This window comes from Plantactinospora soyae (assembly GCF_014874095.1).
In the GTDB taxonomy this organism is placed as follows: domain Bacteria; phylum Actinomycetota; class Actinomycetes; order Mycobacteriales; family Micromonosporaceae; genus Plantactinospora; species Plantactinospora soyae.
Genome location: NZ_JADBEB010000001.1, coordinates 653,632 through 672,151 on the forward strand (window position 1 = coordinate 653,632; position 18,520 = coordinate 672,151).

The window sequence follows — 18,520 nt, forward strand, 5'->3', positions numbered from 1 at the left end:
AACCCTTGTTACGCATCTCGACAGGATCGTCCGGCCGGACGGGATCGCCACGAGCCGGTGACACAGAGCAGGGACGCCGATCCGGTGATGGTCAAGGCGCGGCTGCCTTAGCCGGCCCGAAGTGGAAGGTGTGGCTGGCGGGGAGAGGTTCCGAGTGCCGGCGGTACTGTCGGGGCCATGGACCAACGTGACAGGGAGCCGGGAAGTCGGAGGCGACCGAAATGGCGCACGACCATGACTGCGGCCCTGGTCGCAGCGTCGGTGGTGGTCGGTGGTTGTGGCGGGGACCGCGACGAGCCGCGTACGGCCGAATCCGCCCCGGCTGCCACCGCGACGTCCCCCACTCACACGGCGACGCCGAGCACTGCCACTGCCGGCCCCGCCGCCACCCTCGCCGAACTGGCGCGGCAACCCTGCCGCGCCCTCGATCAGCAAGACAGCAGCAGACTCGGCATCATCATCGAAGGATCGGAGACGGACCTCGATGGCAAGTCCTGCCAATGGGGAGTCCTGGATGGACTGGTGGCCTTCACCCCGTACCCAACGGTTGACCAGACGACGGCCGCGGAGTTCCGGCACCTGAAACAGACCAAGATCGACGGTCGTCGGGCGGTCGCCGGCACCACTTCACGCGGGGGATGCACCACGCTCGTCGCGATCAGCGCCAAACAGTCGTTCCGGCTCATCGCAAGCCCGCTCGGCGAAGAGGCGGCCGGGTCGAAATCCTGTCCCCTCAACACCACCTTCGCGACAGCGATCCTCGCCCACCTGGGATGAGTTGACTGGAGGAGTCCTTGTCCGACGTCGAGGTCAGATACGGCGCGCCCGCGCCGAGAACGCCCGGCAACGACCGGGGATGGTCCCTCGACGAGGTACGCCGGGCCATCTACACCCTCTACCGACGGCTCTCCCCGGACACCGTCCACGAATTCTCGGCGAGCATCCCGGCCGAGGACGTCACCGTGCGGCGCGACGAGGACCTGATCTCCGGCACCCAACGGGTCGCCCATGCCCTGGTCGAGCACCTGCGCCTGCCCGACACCCGGATAACCGTCACCTTCACCCCGATGCCGCCCGGCCGGGCCGGTCGGGTGCTGCTAGGCACCGGACCGCAGTACTCCGTCGAGATCGACTCGACCTTCGTCGGTCGGCGCCGGGACATCGGCGCGGTCCTCGCGCACGAGGTGACGCACGTCTTCCTGGAGTACCACCACATGCGGTACGAGGACGAGATCCTGACCGACACCACCGCCGCCTACCTCGGCGTGGGCTGGCCGCTGCTCGACTCGCACCGCACCGCCGCCTACTACACCGAACGGCTCGGGTACCTCGGCTCACCCGCCTTCGGCTACGCCCTCGGCCGGCGGGCGGTCGCCTTCTCCGAGGACCCGCTGCCGTGGCTGACCAGTACGGACGCCCGGTCGGCGTACCGGAGTGGCTACGCCGTCGCCTACCAGGAGTGGACCCAGGCGCCGTTGGCGTCGGCCGATCCCGCCAGCCGGCGCCGGTACGACAAGGACCTGGCACAGGTACGCCGCCGGCTCGACCGTGGTGCCGCACGCCCGCACGCCGCCGCGAAGAGCGACCGGTACGCCTTCTCCGGCCGGTCACCGCTGCGGGTCACGTTCAACTGCCCGATCTGCAGCGTCCGGATCAGCCTGCCCGTCGCCAGTCGGGCCGAGATCTGCTGCCAGATGTGTGGAACCCTGCTCGACTGCGACACATAGGAGCAGCGGGTTCCCACCGTCGACGGATCAGCCGGAAGATGGAGCCATGCCACGTAGCGCACCCGACATCGACGTACCCGATCTTCGCGGCAAGCTCGCGGTCGTCACCGGAGCCAACAGCGGAATCGGGTTCGGTCTCAGTGGCCGGTTCGCCCGGGCGGGCGCGGAGGTCATCCTCGCGGTCCGTAACGAGCGGAAGGGCGCCGAGGCGATCGCCGAGATCCGTGCCCGGGTGCCCGACGCGGTCCTACACCTGCGGGAACTGGACCTCTCCTCGCTGGCCAGCGTGGCGGCGCTCGGCGCCGACCTGAACAGGGCCGGGCGGCCCGTCGACTTCCTGGCCAACAACGCCGGGATCATGGCCCCGCGTCGCCGGGCGGTCACCTCGGACGGGATCGAACTCCAGTTCGCCACCAACTATCTGGGGCACTTCGCCCTGACCGGCCACCTGCTGCCCCTGCTGCGGGCCGCCGGATCGGCCCGGGTGGTGTCGGTCAGCAGCCTCATGAGCCGCCTCGGACGGTTCGACTTCGACGACCTGCAGAGTGAACGTCGCTACCAGGGCGTGCTCGCGTACGGGGTCTCCAAGCTCGCCCAACTCGTCTTCGCCCGGGAACTCGACCGGCGCAGCGTGGCCGCCGGCTGGGGCATCCGCAGCAACGCCGCCCATCCCGGTGCGACCATCACGAATCTCCAGGTCACCGGACCCACCCACGGTGGACGGTCGGTACGGCTCAACCAGATCCGGAACCGGCTCCTCTACCTCGTGCCCGGGGTCTGGCAGGAGATCGACGCCGGCATCCTGCCCGCCCTCTACGCCGCCACCAGCCCCGACGCCGAGGGCGCCGGATTCTACGGTCCAGACGGGTTCGGCGAACTGCACGGCGGCCCGGCACCCGCGAAGGTTCCCGCCCGCGCGCTGGACGACGAGGCCGCGGCCCGGCTCTGGGAGGTCTCGGAGCGGCTCAGCGGCGTGACCTATCCGAAGGCGCACCAGCCGGCCTGAGTCGGGAAGGTGCGGACGGCACCGAACGGGGGTGTGCGTCCGCTGTGGCCACCCGTTGTTAGGCCGGCAGCAGGCTGTAGGCGATCCCGTCGAGGATGTCGTGCTCGCTGGCGATCACCGAGGACATCCCGGCCTGCCGCATGATGACCTGGAGCACCAGGGCCCCCGCGCCGATCACGTCGGCGCGGCCGGGGTGCATCACCGGGATGGTCAGTCGCTCGGCCGCCGACCGGGCCAGCAGGTCCGTGGTCACCTTCACCACATCGGCGTACGACACCCGGGCGTGATGGATCTGCTCGGGCCGGTACTCCGGCAGGCCCAGGGCGATCCCGGCGACCGTGGTGACCGATCCGGCCAGCCCGATCAGGGTGGCCGCCTCCCGTCCCGGCACCGCCGACAGTGCCCAGTCCACCACCGCCGTGATGTCGGCCTCGGCCGCCGCGACCTGCTCGGGCGTCGGCGGGTCGCCGGACAGGTGCCGCTCGGTCATCCGGACACAGCCGATGTCCACCGACACCGCCGCGTCAACCAGCGCCGTACCTCCGGTGGCCGGGCGGCGGCCGACGACGAACTCGGTCGACCCGCCACCGATGTCGACGACCAGGTACGGCTCCCGGACGTCGGCGTCCAGCCCGCGTACCGCCCCGGTGAAGGAGAGCCGGGCCTCCTCGTCGCCGGTCACCACCTCGGGCGCGACGCCGAGCGTGTCGAGCACCATCGCCCGGAACTCGTCGGCGTTCGACGCGTCCCGGGAGGCGGAGGTGGCGCACATCCGGACCTTCGTCACGCCCAGCGACTCGATCTCGGTCGCGTACCCGACCAGTGCCAGCCGGGTACGTTCGATCGCCTCCGGCGCCAGCCGGCCGGTCCGGTCGATGCCCTGGCCGAGCCGGACGATCTCCATCCGCCGGACCACGTCGACCAGTTCCGCCTGCGGCCCGGCGGACGCCTCGGGCAGGTCCGCCACGAGCAGCCGGATCGAGTTCGTGCCGCAGTCGATCGCGGCGACCCGCTTGGGAACCGTTTCCGTCGTCACGGACGCCAGACTACTGGCCCGGCCGAACCCGAAGGCCGGGTGTTAGGAAGGGGCCCTTCTTCGACAGAAAGCGATAGGAAGGGGCCCTTCCTTACAGGCGTAGGAGCATGCGGACGTTGCCGAGGGTGTTCGGCTTGACCCGTTCGAGGCCGAGGAACTCCGCGACCCCCTCGTCGTACGACCGGAGGAGCTGTTCGAAGACGGTCTGCGGGACCGGGGCACCGTCGATCTCGACGAACCCGAAGGAGGCGAAGAACCCGGTCTCGAAGGTGAGGCAGAAGACCCGGGAGACGCCCAGCTCACGGGCGGTCGCCAGCAGCTCCGTCACGATCCGCCAACCGATCTTGCGGCCCCGGTAGCCCGGGTGCACCGCCACGGTCCGGATCTCGGCCAGGTCCTCCCACATCACGTGCAGGGCCCCGCAGCCGACCACCGTCGCGTCGGTCGGGTCCACCGCGACCCAGAACTCCTGGACATCCTCGTAGAGCGTGACGGTCGCCTTGCTGAGCAGCCGGCGCTCGGGGCTGTAGGTGTCGATGAGTTCCCGGATCCCGCGTACGTCGGTCGTCCGGGCCCGCCGGACGACCAGCTCGGCCGGCACCGACTCCGGCACCCGCTCCGAACCCGACTCCCGTTCCGGACGGGTCATTCGGCCGGTTCCACGCAGGGGCCGGCGGCCCACCAGGGTTCGAGCAGTTCGAGCACCTCGTCACCGAAGGGGTTGACCCCGGGACCGGCGGCCAGCGCGTGCCCGAGGTGCACGTGCAGGCACTTCACCCGGCCCGGCATGCCACCGGCGGAGATCCCGTCGATCTCCGGCACCTGCCCGATCGCGTTCCGCCGGGCCAGGTAGTCCTGGTGCGCGGCCAGGTAGCGCTCGGCCAGTTCCGGGTCGGCGGCCAGCCGTTCGGCCATCTCCCGCATCACCCCGGCGGACTCCAGCCGGCTGCATCCGGCGACCGCCCGGGGACAGGTCAGGTAGAACAGCGTCGGGAAGGGCGTACCGTCGGCGAGCCGGGGGGTGGTCTCCACCACGTCCGGCAACCCGCACGGGCACCGGTGGGCCACCGCCCGGGTGCCACGCGGGGTACGCCCGAGCTGGGCGGCCACCGCGGCCAGGTCACCGGTGGTGGCCGGCTCCCGCACCGGTGCCGGCACCGCGTCGGCCGCCGCCCCCGTCCCGGGTACGTCGACCGCGTCGGGTCGGCTCACTGCCCGGCCCGTTCCGGCTCGTTCGCGGCCTGGATGCTCGACCAGAGGGTGTCGTACCAGGGATCCGGGGCGCGACCCTGCGTCGTCTCCGGAACGACACCGGCGTCCCGGGCGGCGCCCTCGCGATCGGTCAGCACCACGAGCGGCACCTCGCCGGGCAGCACCATGAAGAACCGCTCCCGTGCCTGGATCTTGACGTACTCCGGGTCGTCCCAGAGCGCGGCTTCCTGGGTCAGATCGCCGATCAGCTTCCGCTGCGCCTGCTGGGCCGCCTCAATCCGCGCGATGTCGGACTGCTGGTTGAGGTAGACCCGGACCGGATAGGTGTAGGCGAGGGCGAGCGCGACCAGGACTCCGGCCAGCACCGTCGCCCGCCCGGTGTACCGGCGGGGCTGCTGGGCGTAGGTGCGCTTGACCGTCCGGGCGGCACCGGTCCGCCGGGCCGCCCCGGGCCGGCTGCCCGACCGGGGTCCGTCCGCGCTCCGGCCGGCGCCAGTGGCCCGGGTGGAGCCGGACGCCCGGACACTTCCGGACGCCCGGACCGGGCCCTGTCTCGGTTCGGACCGGGCCCCCGGGTCGCGGGACGCGGCCCGGCCGGGCCGGGGCACCCCGGTCCGGCCGGTACGATCCGGCCGCCGGGCCGGGCCCTGGCCGCTCGGTGTACGGCGCTGCGTCATCGCCGTCGCACCTCCCCCCGAGGTTCTACGTCAGACCGAACGGTAACGCGGGAAGGCGCTGGTGCCGGCGTACCGCGCCGCGTCGGCCAGCTCCTCCTCGATCCGCAGCAGTTGGTTGTACTTCGCCACCCGGTCGGAGCGGGCCGGTGCCCCGGTCTTGATCTGGCCACAACCCATCGCGACCGCCAGGTCGGCGATGGTGGTGTCCTCGGTCTCGCCGGAGCGGTGGCTCATCATGCACTTGAAGCCGGCCCGGTGGGCCAGGTCGACCGCCTCGAAGGTCTCGGTCAGCGAGCCGATCTGGTTCACCTTGACCAGTACGGCGTTCGCGGACCGCTCCGCGATGCCCCGGGCGATCCGCTGGGGGTTGGTGACGAACAGGTCGTCGCCGACGATCTGGATCCGGTCGCCGATCGAGGCGGTCAGGTTCGCCCAGCCGGACCAGTCGTCCTCGGCCAGCGGGTCCTCGATGGACACGATCGGGTAGTCGTCGATCAGCTTGTGGTAGTAGGCGGTCATCTCGTCCGCCGACTTCGTGGCGCCCTCGAAGGTGTACGTGCCGTCGGAGAAGAACTCGGTGGCGGCCACGTCCATCGCGAAGACGATGTCGGTGCCGAGCCGGTAACCGGCCTTCTCGACCGCCTCGGCGATCAGGTCGAGCGCGGTGGAGTTGGTGGGCAGGTCGGGCGCGAAGCCGCCCTCGTCACCGAGCCCGGTGGCCAGGCCCTTCTTCTTCAGCACCGACTTGAGCGCGTGGTAGACCTCGGCACCGCAGCGCAGCGCCTCCCGGAACGAGGGCGCGCCGATCGGGGCGACCATGAACTCCTGCACGTCGACGTTGGAGTCGGCGTGCGCGCCACCGTTGAGGATGTTCATCATCGGTACCGGCAGCAGGTGCGCGTGCGGGCCGCCCAGGTAGCGGAAGAGGCTCAGCTCGGCGCTGCTCGCCGCCGCCTTGGCGACCGCCAGCGAGACCCCGAGGATGGCGTTGGCGCCGAGTTCCGACTTGGTGTCGGTGCCGTCGATGTCGAGCATCTTCTGGTCGATCAGCCGCTGCTCGCTGGCCTCGTAGCCGACCAACTGGTCGACGATCCGGTCCTCGATGTTGGCGACGGCCTTCTCGACGCCCTTGCCGTTGTAGCGGTCCTTATCACCGTCGCGCAGCTCGATCGCCTCGAAGGCTCCGGTGGACGCGCCGGACGGCACCGCGGCGCGGGCGACCGTACCGTCGTCCAGTCCGACCTCGACCTCGACGGTCGGGTTGCCGCGCGAGTCGAGAATCTCCCGAGCGACGATTCCCTCGATGGTGGCCACTGTCGTGCTCCTCAGTTGTCGATGTCGGTCCATCGGATGTCGATGGCGGTCCGGTCCGGGCCGCGACGGTGCGGCTGAGGCCTCCACGGCCAGCCTATCGGGCGGGTCCGGACCCCCGGGCGCCGCATGGCGGACCTGGACAACGTCCCGACGCCCCGCCGGATCATGTGTACCGGCACCGGTTCCGGCGGCGGGCCCGGGGTCCGGCTTCCGGCGGTTGGCCCGGCGACCAGCACGCACCGTGGTCGCGCGGCGCCTCGGGGGTCCGACATTTACGGATTTCCTTCGCAGTACGTGGGAACCGGTTTGCGAGACCTTGACCCGATCGACAAGGCTGTGGGCCATGCCGGTTGTGTCGATCTCACTCCGGGCACTCGCGGGGGCGATCATTTCCGTACTGACGATCTCCGGGTGCCAGACCCTGGACGGCGCCGGGCGCGTCATCAGCCGGGCCGATCTGGTCAACGATCTCGCCGCCCGGCTCGACCGGTCGAACGAGCTCACCTATTCGGCCGACTACCAGCTCCCGGGCGGCGAGAGCGCCTCGATCGTGCAGTCCCAGGACCCGTTGCGCGCCGCGTACACCTATCCGGGCGGCATGCTGACGGTCACCGCGGACGCCACCACCGCGTGCGACACCACCAGGAAGAAGCCGACCTGTACGGTCACCGCCCCGGCGGTGACGAACACCAAGCCGGCGATCGCCATCTTCACGGACATGAACAAGCGGGGTTTGGTCACCCCGCCGGTGGTGATCGGCCTGCTCACCGCCGCCGCCATCGACCCCAACGCGGTCATCCGGCAGCACGACACCACGGTCGCCGGGCGGCATGCCACCTGTGTCGAGGTCGAGCAGCTCAGCAACGCTCCCACCAGCAAATTCGATGCCTGCATCATCAGTGAGGGCGCGTTGGGCAGCTTCACCGGCGTGGTCGACGGCGCCCAACTCGACGTGGCGTTGAGCCGCTACCGGGACGCGGTAACGGGCTCCGCCTTCGACCTGCCGCCCGGCGCCGGAGTGGTCGACCGGCGGCCGACTCCGCAGTAGCCGGCGGACGCCTCGCTGCGCCGGATCGCCATCGCGGCGGCGGGCACCCTGCGCAGCCGCCGGCACCCTGCGCAGCCGCCGGCGGACGCCTCGGGCAGCCCTTCGACGCCTCGGGCAGCCCTTCGACGCCTCGGGCAGCCCGTCGACGCCGGCCCTGGTGGCGCCCGGAGCCGGCGCCGACGGGGCCTCTGACGGCGCGAGAACTCCACGCCGAGCCCGTTGCCGAACGCAGGAACGTTTTCCATTCGCAGGCTACCGAGCGGCCCGCCGATAACCAGCTGATTTGCCCGGAACCGGACGCGTACGACCCGCCGTGACCAGCGGCGCGACCGGACCTGACCGTGCCGCTCCGGGGCCGAGTCAGACCGGAGGCAAGATCAGACCAGGCCGAGTCAGACCAGGGGCAAGATCAGACCGGAGCCGAGTCAGATCAGGCCGAGCAGCACCGGGAGGTGCCGTGGTGGCGGAGAGCCGTGCGCGAGCATGGCGTCGTGCCACTGCCGGACCGGTACCCCGGCCGGCCGGCGCGCGGCGATCTCGGCGATCTGGCTGTAGCCCACGAAGTACGTGGAGAGCTGCGTCGAGGTGAGCAGCGCCCGCCGCCACTTCCCGGCCGCCTCGCCCTCCTCCTGGAAGCCCCGCTCCATCATCAGCGCGAGCCCGTCGGACTCGGACATCTCCTCGCAGTGCACGAGCTGGTCGAGCAGGGCGTTGATGGTCAGCCGGAGCTGCATCTTGAGCTGCTGCAACCGGACCGCCAGACCACCGAAGCCGCGTTCGGCCATCATTTGCTCGGCGTAGACGGCCCAGCCCTCGACGAACGGGCCGGAGTGGCCGAGCGCCCGGACCCGGCTGCTGCCCCGGTAGCGGCGGGCGTGCGCCAACTGGAGGAAGTGCCCCGGCATCGCCTCGTGCACGGTCAGATTGCGGATCATGTGGTCGTTGTACTCACGGTAGAACGACTCGGTCCGGGACGGCGACCAGTCGGCCGGGGTGGGCGCGATGCAGTAGTACGTCGGCACCTCGGCGGTCTCCAGCGGTCCCGGCGCGTCGCAGTAGGCGACCGCGACCCCGCGATCGTGCTCCGGCATCTCCTTGATCACGCACAGATCGTCGACCAGCGACACCAACTCGGCGTCGGCGACGAAGTCGGTCGCGTCGCCGAGGGTGAGCCGGGCCAGCGGCACGATCGAGGCGTCGTCCGGGTGCTCGTCGGCGAGCAGGTTCAGCGCCTGGCGTACCGCCCGGTCCGAGGCGGGACCACCGACCAGCTCGACAGCTGCCGTGCGGATCTCCTCGGTGACCCGGTCGAGATTCGCCCAGGCCCGGTCGAGCACCTCCCGGGCGGACAGCTCGGTGTCCAGGGTGTGCCAGAGCTGCGCCTCCCAGAGCCGGCGGCCCAACCTCGGGTCGCGCCCCGGGCCGGCGTCGTCGCGCAGGCCGGTACGCAGCCAGTCGGCGAACCCGGTCAGCTCGCGTACCGCCGCCCGGGCGGCCGGTTCGACCGTGCTCCGCAACCCGGGAGCCTCGGCCAGCAGCGCCGGCACCTGTGCGCGGACCAGTGCCGCCGCACCGTCGAACTGCCCGACCGCGGTCTCGGCGTGCACCCGGGGAATGTCACGGAGCACCGCCCGCGCGGTGGCCAGCGCGTCCGGTACGGCCGCCAGTCGCCCCGCGAGGCTGGTCAGCCGTACGTCGGCCGGGGCGAACGGCCGGTCGAGCAGCGCGTACAGCAACGGTCCGGGGTTGTGGGCCAGCGGATTCCACTCGTGGCCACGTACCTCGGTCAGTTCGAAGATCCCCCGGTCGACCGAGGCCGACAGCACGGCGTGGTCCACCTGCTCCGGCGGCTCCAACTCCTCGGCGTCCACCTCGGAGAGCGCGTGGGCGGCGTCCCGCAGCATCGCCACCTGCCCGGCCACCGCCTCCACGGACCGGTCCGGCAACTGGTCGTCGACGCCGTGGTCACCGACGGACGAGGCCAGGGTGGGATCGCTGGCCAGGAGCGCGTCGACGATCCGCTCGGCAAGGGGAACGAATGGCGGCATGCGGCAAACCTAGACGATCAGTTCCGCCAGCGTCGCCACCGCGCGGGTCAGTACGTCAGGCGGGTGCGTCGCGTACCCGAGAACCAGTCCGGGCGGGCCGCCGGGGGCGAGCCGCAGCCGGGACAGTGGCACCGGCCCCAGTCCGGCCCGTCGCGCGGCGTCGCCCAGCGACACGTCGTCTACGTGCTCCGGCAACTCCACCACCAGGTGCAGCCCGGCCGCCACGCCGGAGATCCTGGCGCTCGGCAGGTACCGGCGTACCGCCGCCGCCACCGCGTCCCGGCGCTGCCGGTGCACCCGACGGAGCCGGCGCAGGTGCCGGTCGTAGCCGCCGCCGGCCAGCAACTCGGCGAAGGCGAGCTGTTCCAGCACCGGACCGCCGAGGTCGGCCGCCGTCTTCGCGGCCCGGACCGCCGGCCGCAGCCCCGGCGGTACGGCCAGCCAGCCGAGCCGCAGGGCCGGGGCGAGGGCCTTGCTGGCCGAGCCGATGTGCGCCACCAGGTCCGGAGCGAGTCCCTGGAGGCAGCCGACGGGGTCGCGGTCGTACCGGAACTCGGCGTCGTAGTCGTCCTCGATGATCAGCCCGTCGACCTGACGGGCCCAGCCGAGCAGGGCGGCCCGGCGGTCCGGTGCCAGCACCACGCCGGTCGGGAACTGGTGGGCCGGGGTGACCAGCACCGCCCGCAGGCCGCTGCGGGCCAACGCGGCGACGTCCAGCCCGCCGTCGTCGACCGGGATCGGCACCAGCCGCAGGCCGTGCGCGACAAGGTGGCCCCGGATGCCCTCGCTGCCGGGGTCCTCCAGGCCGACGGCGTCCACTCCGACGGACCGGAGCGCCCCGGCGACCAGCCCGAACGCCTGGGCCGCACCGGTGGTGGCGATCAGGTCGAGCGGCCGGACCCGGGCGGCCCGGACCCGGCCGAGGTAGCCGGCGAGTTCGGCCCGGAGCCGGGGCGCACCCGCCGGATCGCCGTAGTCGAGGTCGGCGGCGCCGGCCCGGTCCAGCGCCCGCTCGTAGGCGCGGCGCCACGCCGTCCGGGGGAACATCCCCGGATCCGGTACGCCCGGCCGCAACGGCAGCACCCCACCCCGACCGGGCGGTACGTCCGCCGGGGCGGCGACGCGTCGACCGTCCCCGTCCCCATTCCCGTCCCCGTGCCGGGCGACCGGGGCCGGCTGCCGGCTCGGCCGAACCGGTTTTCCGGATGTCGCCCCGGCGGTCCTGCCCGCCGTCGCCGTCCCGTGCTGGCCGGGCGACACCGTCGTACCCGAGCCGCGCCGGGCCAGCAGTCGGCCCTCGGCGACCAGTTGCTCGTACGCCTCCACCACCACGCCCCGGGACAGCCGCAGGTCGGTGGCGAGATCCCGGCTCGACGGCAGTCTGCTGCCCGGGGCGAGCCGACCGTCCACGATCGCCGTACGCAGGGCGACGGTGAGCCGGTCGGCCAGGCCGGGACGGTCCCGGTCCAGCTCGACCAACGCCTCCAGGATGGCCAATTGGTCCTCCAAAAGCCGCCATGAATGGCCCTGTAACTCGAACCACTTGCACCATAGCGTCGGCCTGGTGAACATCTCGAACCCGCTCGCCCTACTGCTCTGTGCCGGCGGCATGGTGATCGTCGGCAGCTCGGTCTCGATCAGCCAACTCATCGTCGACTACCCGCACCTCACCGGGCAGGCCGCGCGGTACGCGCTCGCCGCTCTCGTGCTGTTCGCCATCGCCCGCGCCGCGCCGGGCTTCCTGACCGGCGACGCCGACCCGGCCCGTCCGCAGGGCACCGGCTGGCCGACCCGGCGCGAGTGGCTGATCCTGACCGCCCTCGCCGGCACCGGGCTGGTCGCGTTCAACGCCTGCATCCTGATCGCACTGCCGCACGCCGATCCGGCCGTGGTCGGCACCTTCATCGGGGCGTCACCACTCGGCCTCGCCCTGCTCGGCCCGCTGCTGCGGGGCCGCCGCCCGACCGTCCGGCTGGTGGCCGCGGCCGGACTCGTGGTCGCCGGTACGGCACTGGTGCAGGGGAACGGACGGACCGACGCGATCGGCGTACTGGCCTCGATCGGGGCACTCGGCGGCGAGGTCTCCTTCTCCCTGCTGGCCGCCGCCGTGCTGCCGAGGCTCGGGCCGGTACGGGTGGCCGCCTACAGCTGTGCGCTGGCCGTACCGCTGTCGCTGCTGGTGGCACTGCCGGCGGGCGAGTTGGCCCGGTGGCGCCTGCCCACCGTGGTGGAGGGAACCGTCCTCGGCTACCTCGCGGCGTTCATGACCGTGGTCGCGTTCCTCGCCTGGTTCACCGGGCTGCGTCGACTCGGGGTCGAACGGGCCGGCGTACTGGTCGGGCTGATGCCGGTGGCCACGCTCGTCACCGCGGCGGTGCAGGCCGGCCGCGTACCCGACCTCGGACAGAGCGCCGGTGTGCTGGTGGTGGCGATCGGGCTCGCCGCCGGGGTAAGCGCGAGCGGCGGAGCCGCCCTCAGGAGGGCGGAACGGAGTCGCCCTCGGCGGCCCGGACCGACGCGGCGTACTCCAGGGTCGCCTGCCGCAGGGCCGCCTCGGCGTCCAGCCCCGCCGCCCGCGCCCGGGCGACGGTCTCCAGCAGGCTCGCGCCGAGCCGCGCTGCGGGATCCAGCGCCGCCGACGGCTCCGGCGTCCGCAGTTCCAGCCCCGACCGCTCCACCCGGTGCAGGATCTTCGCCGCCAGCGCCAGCGCCGGCTGGGTGAGGGCGACGCCGTCCAGCACCGAGCCGCGCGGCTTCTCGGTCCGCTTGATCTGCTCCCAGTTCTCGGTGATCTCCTCGATGGTGCCGACCGGGGCACCCGCGAAGACGTGCGGATTGCGCCGGATCATCTTCGCGACCAGGCCACCGGCGACGTCGTCGATCGTCCACCGCTCGTCGTCGGGCAGGTTCTCGGCCAGCCGGGCGTGCAGCACCACCTGCAACAGCACGTCCCCGAGTTCCTCCCGGAGCGCGACGAGATCCCCGGCGGCGATGGCGTCGTACGCCTCGTAGCACTCCTCCAGCAGGAACTGGGCCAGGGTGGCGTGGGTCTGCGACAGCTTCCACGGATCCCCGCCCGGTGAGGCCAGCCGGTCCATCACGGCGACCGCGTCGAGCAGCCGGGCGCCGGGCGGATCCCAGGAGCCGTACATCAGCTCCAGTTCGGCCAGACCGGGCTCCCGGGCCAGCCGCAACCCCAGCTCCCGGGCCAGCGACTCGTCACCGGCCGGGCCGGCCAGCCAGACCGCCGTACCGTGCGCCGCCACCGCGTCCAGCAGGGCGGCCACCGGCGTACCGGTGACGGTGACCTCGGCGCCGCTCACCCGTACGGCCGTGGTCAGCTCGCTCTCGGCGCCGGCCAGCACCGGAGCGGCGCGTACGACGTCCCAGGCCGCCGCCGTCATCAGCCCGGCCGGCAGCCGGGGCGAGGTGACCAGCAGCACGATCCGGCTCATCGCGGTACGGGCGTCGCGGTAGGCGGGGCGTCCACCCGTCGCTCAGCGCGCGTCTGGTGCGGAACCGGTGGGTGACGGGGACGCGTCGACAACCGTGTCCAGCCCGCCTTGACCGACCGTGACACTCACCGCCGGCGTACCGCTCAGGAAGAGCACCGGGTACTCGAGGGGGCGGTACCGCGGGTTGACCGTGACCTTCTGGTCGGCCACCGCCTGGGTCAGCGTGTTACGCAGGGCCAGACCGCCGCGCAACTGCGGCTGGTCGAGCTGCTTCCCGGCTTCCTCGTCCTTCGCGTCCGGCGGCACCGCGCCGGTGCTCCGACCGAGGGCCACCAGGGACTGCAGCTCCTCCTTGGTCGGCTCCGCCTGGCCCTCGGGGATGCCCGCCACGCAGATCGCCAGATCGAGCGAGTGCTCGACATAGCGGGATCCCGGCGGCAGGCCCTGCTGCTTGGCCCACTCGTCGGCCGGCGGCCGCTCCGGCGAGGTGAAGTTCTTGCCGACGGCGAACCGCTCGCAGACCTCCGACATCACCAGCACGCGGACGACCTCGGAACGGGTCGGCGCCTTCACCTCGGCGCCCTCCGGCGGAGTGCCGGGCTCCGGCGGCGCCGTCGGCTCCGCGGTCGGGACGTGACCGCCCGGCGGAACCTTGCTCCGGGCGTCGTCGAGAACCTTGGTCACCTCGTCCTCGGTGATCTTCCGATCACCGACGTACGCGGCGACGGTCGAGTCGGACCGGCAGGCGGAGAGGACGGTGGTGCCGAGCACGGCGATCACCGCGATCGAAGCCAGACGACGGGCACGCTGCATGCTCGACACTCTCTCACGCACCCTTCGCCGCCACCGGCACCGGGTCGCCTGATCCGGTCTTCGCTTCGCGACTGCGGGGCTCGCAGACCCGGCTCACTCCTCGCGCTCGCCCAACACATCTTCGCTTCGCGACTGCGGGGCTCGCAGACCCGGCTCACTCCTCGCGCTCGCCCAACACACCTTCGCTTCACGACTGCGGGGCTCGCAGACCCGGCTCACTCCTCGCGCTCGCCCAACACGTCGCGCAGGAGTTGGGCGCACCAGTCCAACAGAGCCTGGTCCCGCACTGGATCGCCGCCGATCCGCCGGGTCATCGGCCGGGGCACGCTGACCTGGTCGGTCGCCGCCTTGTAGACCGCGTCCGGGTGGTACCGCTTCAGCCGCAGCTGCTTCGAGTCCGGCAGCGGCAACGGACCGAACCGGACGTACTTGCCCTGTACGGAGACGTCGGCCAGCCCGTACGCCCGGGCGAGCAGCCGGAACCGGGCCACCGCGACCAGGTTCGCGACCTGCTCGGGCGGCTCGCCGTACCGGTCGGTCATCTCGGCGACGACCTCGGTCAGCCGGGCGGCGTCCCGGGCCTCGGCGAGCTTGCGGTACATCTCCAGCCGCAGCCGCTCCACCCCGATGTAGTCGTGCGGCAGGTGTGCGTCGATCGGCAGGTCGACCTTGATGTCGACCTCCTCCTCCGGGGCCTCGCCCTTGAAGGTCTGCACCGCCTCCCCGACCATCCGGACGTAGAGGTCGAAACCGACCCCCTCGATGTGTCCGGACTGTTCGCCGCCGAGCAGGTTTCCGGCCCCTCGGATCTCCAGGTCCTTCATCGCCACGTACATCCCGGCGCCCAGCTCGGTGTGCTGGGCGATGGTGGCCAGCCGCTCGTGCGCGTGCTCGGTCAGCGGCTTCTCCGGCGGGTAGAGGAAGTACGCGTACGCCCGCTCCCGGCCCCGGCCGACCCGGCCCCGGATCTGGTGCAACTGGGCCAGCCCGAGCAGGTCGGCCCGCTCCACGATCAGCGTGTTGGCGTTCGGGATGTCGATCCCGGACTCCACGATCGTGGTGCAGACCAGGACGTCGTACTCCTTCTCCCAGAAGCCGACCATGACCTTCTCCAGGGCGTCCTCGCCCATCTGACCGTGCGCGACGGCAACCCGGGCCTCCGGCACCAGTTCCCGGATCCGCCGGGCCGCCCGGTCGATCGACTCCACCCGGTTGTGCAGGTAGAAGACCTGGCCGTCGCGGAGCAGCTCACGGTGGATCGAGGCGGCCACCTGCCGGTCGTCGTACCCGCCGACGAAGGTCAGCACCGGGTGCCGCTCCTCCGGCGGGGTGGCGATGGTCGACATCTCCCGGATGCCGGTGATCGCCATCTCCAGGGTCCGGGGGATCGGCGTCGCCGACATGGTCAGCACGTCGACGGCGGTACGCAGCGTCTTGAGGTGCTCCTTGTGCTCGACCCCGAACCGCTGCTCCTCGTCCACCACCACCATGCCGAGCTGCTTGAACCGGGTGGCCGCCTGGAGCAGCCGGTGGGTACCGATCACGATGTCCGCGCTGCCGTCGGCCGCCGCCTCCAGGGTCAGTTCGGCCTCCTTCGGCGTCTGGAACCGGGACAGTTGCCGGATCTGCACCGGGAACTGCCCCATCCGCTCGGCGAAGGTGTTGTAGTGCTGCTGGGCCAGCAACGTGGTCGGCACCAGGATGGCCACCTGCTTGCCGTCCTGCACCGCCTTGAACGCGGCCCGGACGGCAATCTCGGTCTTGCCGTACCCGACGTCGCCGCAGATCAGCCGGTCCATCGGGACCGACTGCTCCATGTCCCGCTTGACCTCCTCGATCGCGGCGAGCTGGTCCGGCGTCTCGGTGTACGGGAAGGCGTCCTCCAGCTCCCGCTGCCACGGGGTGTCCGGGGCGAACGCGTACCCCTTGGACGCCTTCCGGGCGGCGTAGAGCTGGACGAGCTGGGCGGCGATCTCCTTGACCGCCTTCCGGGCCCGGGCCTTGGCCTTCTGCCACTCCGCGCCGCCCATCTTGTGCAGCGTGGGCGACTCGCCGCCGACGTACCGGGAGAGCTGGTCGAGCTGGTCGGTGGGGACGAAGAGCCGGTCGCCGGGCTGCCCGCGCTTGCTCGCGGCGTACTCGATGACCAGGTACTCCCGCTCGGCGCCGTTCACCGTGCGCTGCACCAGCTCGACGTACCGGCCGATGCCGTGCTGCTCGTGCACGACGTAGTCGCCGGCCCGCAGCTCCAGCGGATCGATGGTGTTGCGCCGCCGGCTCGGCATCTTGCGCATGTCGCGGGTCGACGAGCCGCGGCCGCCGGTGATGTCGTTGCCGGTGACGACCGCGAACCGGGAGGCGGCGTCGAGGAAACCGTGGTTGAGCGAGCCGCAGGCGACCACCAGCTCGCCGGGCTCCGGCGGAGCCGGGACGGTCTCGGTCAGCGCGGCGCCGAGCCCGGCGTCCCGGAGCACCTCGACCGCGCGCTGGGCCGGGCCGTGGCCCTCGAAGACCAGCGCCACCCCCCAGCCGTCGCCGATCCAGCGCTTGAGGTCGTCGACCACCCGGTCGGTCTCGCCGTGGTAGAGCGGGACCGGCTGGGCGGCCAGCGCCACCGACTCGCCCGCGTCCGGGGTCACCGTGACCACCGACTCCGGCTCGACCTCCCACGGCTGCACGTCGGTCGGCCCGGCGGCCTCGACCAGGCCGAACGGGGACACCGACCACCAGGGCTGACCGAGGCCGGCGGCGGTCGTGCGTACCTCCGCCAGGGTCTTGAAGGCGGCGGCGCCGACGTCGATCGGGGCCTGGCCGCCGACGGCCGCCGCGGCCCAGCTCGCCTCCAGGAACTCCGCCGAGGTACGCACCAGGTCGTGCGCCCGGGTCCGGATCCGCTCCGGGTCGCAGAGCAGTACGTGGGTGCCGGTCGGCATGCAGTGCAGCAGCAGTTCGAGGGAGTCGATCCCGACCAGCGCCGGGGCCAGCGACTCCATCCCCTCGACCGGAATCCCCTCGGCCAGCTTGTCCAGGATCTCGGCCAGCTCCGGATGCTCCTCCGCCAGCTCGGCGGCCCGCCGGCGTACCGGGTCGGTGAGCAGGAGTTCCCGGCAGGGCGGGGCCCAGAGCGCCGGAACCGCCTCGATGGTCCGCTGGTCGGCGACGGCGAAGGTACGGATCTCCTCCACGTCGTCGCCCCAGAATTCGATCCGGGACGGGTGCTCGTCGGTGGGCGGGAAGACGTCGAGGATGCCGCCCCGGACGGCGTACTCCCCCCGCTTGGTGACCAGGTCGACCCGGGCGTACGCGAGGTCGGTCAACCGGCGCGCGGTCTCCTCCAGCCCGGCCTCGCCGCCGACGGCCAGCCGGACCGGCTCCAGGTCGCCCAGCCCCTTGAGCTGCGGCTGCAACATCGATCTGACCGGCGCCACGACCACCCGGACCGGACCGCTGTGCTCGGTCAGCTCCGGATGCGCCAACCGGCGCAGCACGGCGAGCCTGCGCCCGACGGTGTCCGACCGGGGCGAGAGCCGCTCGTGCGGCAGCGTCTCCCAGGCCGGATAGACCACGACCTGGTCGGGCGGCAGCAGGCTGCCCAGCGCGGCGGCCAGGTCGTCGGCCTCCCGGGTGGTGGCGGTCACGGCGAGCACGGGCCGACCCGCGCCGCCCTGGTCCTCGCCGGCCGCCACGGCGGCGACCATGAACGGCCGCAACGCCGGCGGCGCGGTGAGATCGAGTCCGTCCGCCTCCGGGCCAACGCCCCGGGCCAACGCCCGGGCCCGGGCCAACGCGGGGTCTCGAAGCGCGGCGGTCAGCAGACCGGCGAGCACGGTCATGATCACAACCTCTGGGTGGGCACACGGCAACTACCCCGCGCCCAGGCCGGGCGGGGGGTGTACGGGCGAAAGGAAGAGCCCCCGCATATCGCTTTTTGTATAGGAAGGGCCCCCGCTTAACACCTCACCCGAAGCCTATCCCCTGAGCCGGACAAGCCGGGCCGGCGGCCGACGGCCGGGGGCGGGCAGTCGGGGCCGGGCAGCGGCGGCCCGAGCAGGGGATGTGCGCCGGAGTCCCAGCTCCGGAGGTGTCGCGCCGACCGGGGCGGCCCGGTCGCAGGTGCCCCGGTGGGGACGATCAGCGCCACGCCCGGTGGCGGGCCGACCCGCGCCGGTCGCCGTCGAGAACCT

The 18,520-nt window shown here is 72.3% G+C and carries 14 protein-coding genes and 1 pseudogene; 5 read left to right on the top strand and 10 right to left on the bottom strand.

The window, feature by feature from the left end:
* The first annotated feature begins 234 nt into the window (after nt 1–234).
* Genes H4W31_RS02860 through H4W31_RS02870 form a run of 3 tightly spaced genes read left to right on the top strand, consistent with a single transcriptional unit; the run spans nt 235 to nt 2,733 of the window.
* Entirely contained in the window at nt 235–777 is a 543-nt protein-coding gene (locus H4W31_RS02860; protein WP_192765219.1) for a DUF3558 family protein, read from the top strand.
* Nucleotides 778–794: 17 nt separating this feature from the next.
* The gene (locus H4W31_RS02865; protein WP_192765220.1) at nt 795–1,727 is read left to right on the top strand and encodes a hypothetical protein; all 933 of its coding nucleotides are present in this window, start codon (nt 795–797) and stop codon (nt 1,725–1,727) included.
* 46 nt (nt 1,728–1,773) lie between these two features.
* Nucleotides 1,774–2,733 carry an SDR family oxidoreductase gene (locus H4W31_RS02870; protein ID WP_192765221.1) on the top strand — a complete coding sequence of 320 codons (960 nt, stop codon included), beginning with the start codon at nt 1,774–1,776 and terminating at the stop codon, nt 2,731–2,733.
* A 58-nt stretch (nt 2,734–2,791) separates the two neighbouring features.
* Here the strand turns inward: H4W31_RS02870 and H4W31_RS02875 are convergent, their stop codons facing one another.
* The 5 genes from H4W31_RS02875 to eno form a co-directional block, all read right to left on the bottom strand.
* Nucleotides 2,792–3,769, bottom strand: coding sequence for a Ppx/GppA phosphatase family protein (locus tag H4W31_RS02875; RefSeq protein ID WP_192765222.1), 978 nt, complete (start codon nt 3,767–3,769; stop codon nt 2,792–2,794).
* A gap of 91 nt (nt 3,770–3,860) precedes the next feature.
* Nucleotides 3,861–4,418 (bottom strand): amino-acid N-acetyltransferase, encoded by a 558-nt coding sequence (locus tag H4W31_RS02880; protein ID WP_192765223.1) that lies wholly within the window; start codon nt 4,416–4,418, stop codon nt 3,861–3,863.
* Nucleotides 4,415–4,981, bottom strand: coding sequence for a DUF501 domain-containing protein (locus H4W31_RS02885; protein WP_192765224.1), 567 nt, complete (start codon nt 4,979–4,981; stop codon nt 4,415–4,417). Before H4W31_RS02885 ends, H4W31_RS02880 begins: the two co-directional genes overlap by 4 nt.
* Nucleotides 4,978–5,658 carry an FtsB family cell division protein gene (locus H4W31_RS02890; RefSeq protein ID WP_192765225.1) on the bottom strand — a complete coding sequence of 227 codons (681 nt, stop codon included), beginning with the start codon at nt 5,656–5,658 and terminating at the stop codon, nt 4,978–4,980. Before H4W31_RS02890 ends, H4W31_RS02885 begins: the two co-directional genes overlap by 4 nt.
* Nucleotides 5,659–5,688: 30 nt before the next feature.
* Nucleotides 5,689–6,972 (bottom strand): phosphopyruvate hydratase, encoded by a 1,284-nt coding sequence (gene eno, locus H4W31_RS02895; RefSeq protein ID WP_192765226.1) that lies wholly within the window; start codon nt 6,970–6,972, stop codon nt 5,689–5,691.
* 343 nt (nt 6,973–7,315) lie between these two features.
* On the opposite strand from eno, the gene H4W31_RS02900 reads away from it, so the two are divergent.
* On the top strand, nt 7,316–8,020 hold the full coding sequence (locus tag H4W31_RS02900) for a hypothetical protein (RefSeq protein ID WP_192765227.1): 705 nt from the start codon (nt 7,316–7,318) through the stop codon (nt 8,018–8,020).
* Between the two features lie 425 nt (nt 8,021–8,445).
* Here H4W31_RS02900 and H4W31_RS02905 read toward each other — a convergent pair whose 3' ends face one another.
* Together H4W31_RS02905 and pdxR are read right to left on the bottom strand one after the other, a co-directional pair.
* Entirely contained in the window at nt 8,446–10,068 is a 1,623-nt protein-coding gene (locus H4W31_RS02905) for a DUF885 domain-containing protein (protein ID WP_192765228.1), read from the bottom strand.
* 9 nt (nt 10,069–10,077) lie between these two features.
* Nucleotides 10,078–11,565 (bottom strand): MocR-like pyridoxine biosynthesis transcription factor PdxR, encoded by a 1,488-nt coding sequence (pdxR, locus tag H4W31_RS02910; protein WP_225945364.1) that lies wholly within the window; start codon nt 11,563–11,565, stop codon nt 10,078–10,080.
* On the opposite strand from pdxR, the pseudogene H4W31_RS02915 reads away from it, so the two are divergent.
* Nucleotides 11,558–12,499, top strand: a pseudogene (locus tag H4W31_RS02915) (DMT family transporter); the annotation flags it as partial. The gene pdxR and the pseudogene H4W31_RS02915 sit on opposite strands and share 8 nt — an antisense overlap.
* Before the next feature lie 43 nt (nt 12,500–12,542).
* Here the strand turns inward: H4W31_RS02915 and H4W31_RS42435 are convergent.
* The 3 genes from H4W31_RS42435 to mfd all read right to left on the bottom strand — a co-directional run bounded on the left by H4W31_RS42435 (nt 12,543) and on the right by mfd (nt 18,163).
* The gene (locus tag H4W31_RS42435; RefSeq protein ID WP_225945365.1) at nt 12,543–13,523 is read right to left on the bottom strand and encodes a nucleoside triphosphate pyrophosphohydrolase; all 981 of its coding nucleotides are present in this window, start codon (nt 13,521–13,523) and stop codon (nt 12,543–12,545) included.
* Nucleotides 13,524–13,565: 42 nt separating this feature from the next.
* A complete protein-coding gene (locus H4W31_RS02920) occupies nt 13,566–14,336 on the bottom strand; it encodes a hypothetical protein (protein ID WP_192765230.1) in 771 nt (256 codons plus the stop codon).
* A gap of 215 nt (nt 14,337–14,551) precedes the next feature.
* Nucleotides 14,552–18,163, bottom strand: coding sequence for a transcription-repair coupling factor (mfd, locus tag H4W31_RS02925; protein ID WP_192771802.1), 3,612 nt, complete (start codon nt 18,161–18,163; stop codon nt 14,552–14,554).
* Between the last annotated feature and the right edge of the window lie 357 nt (nt 18,164–18,520).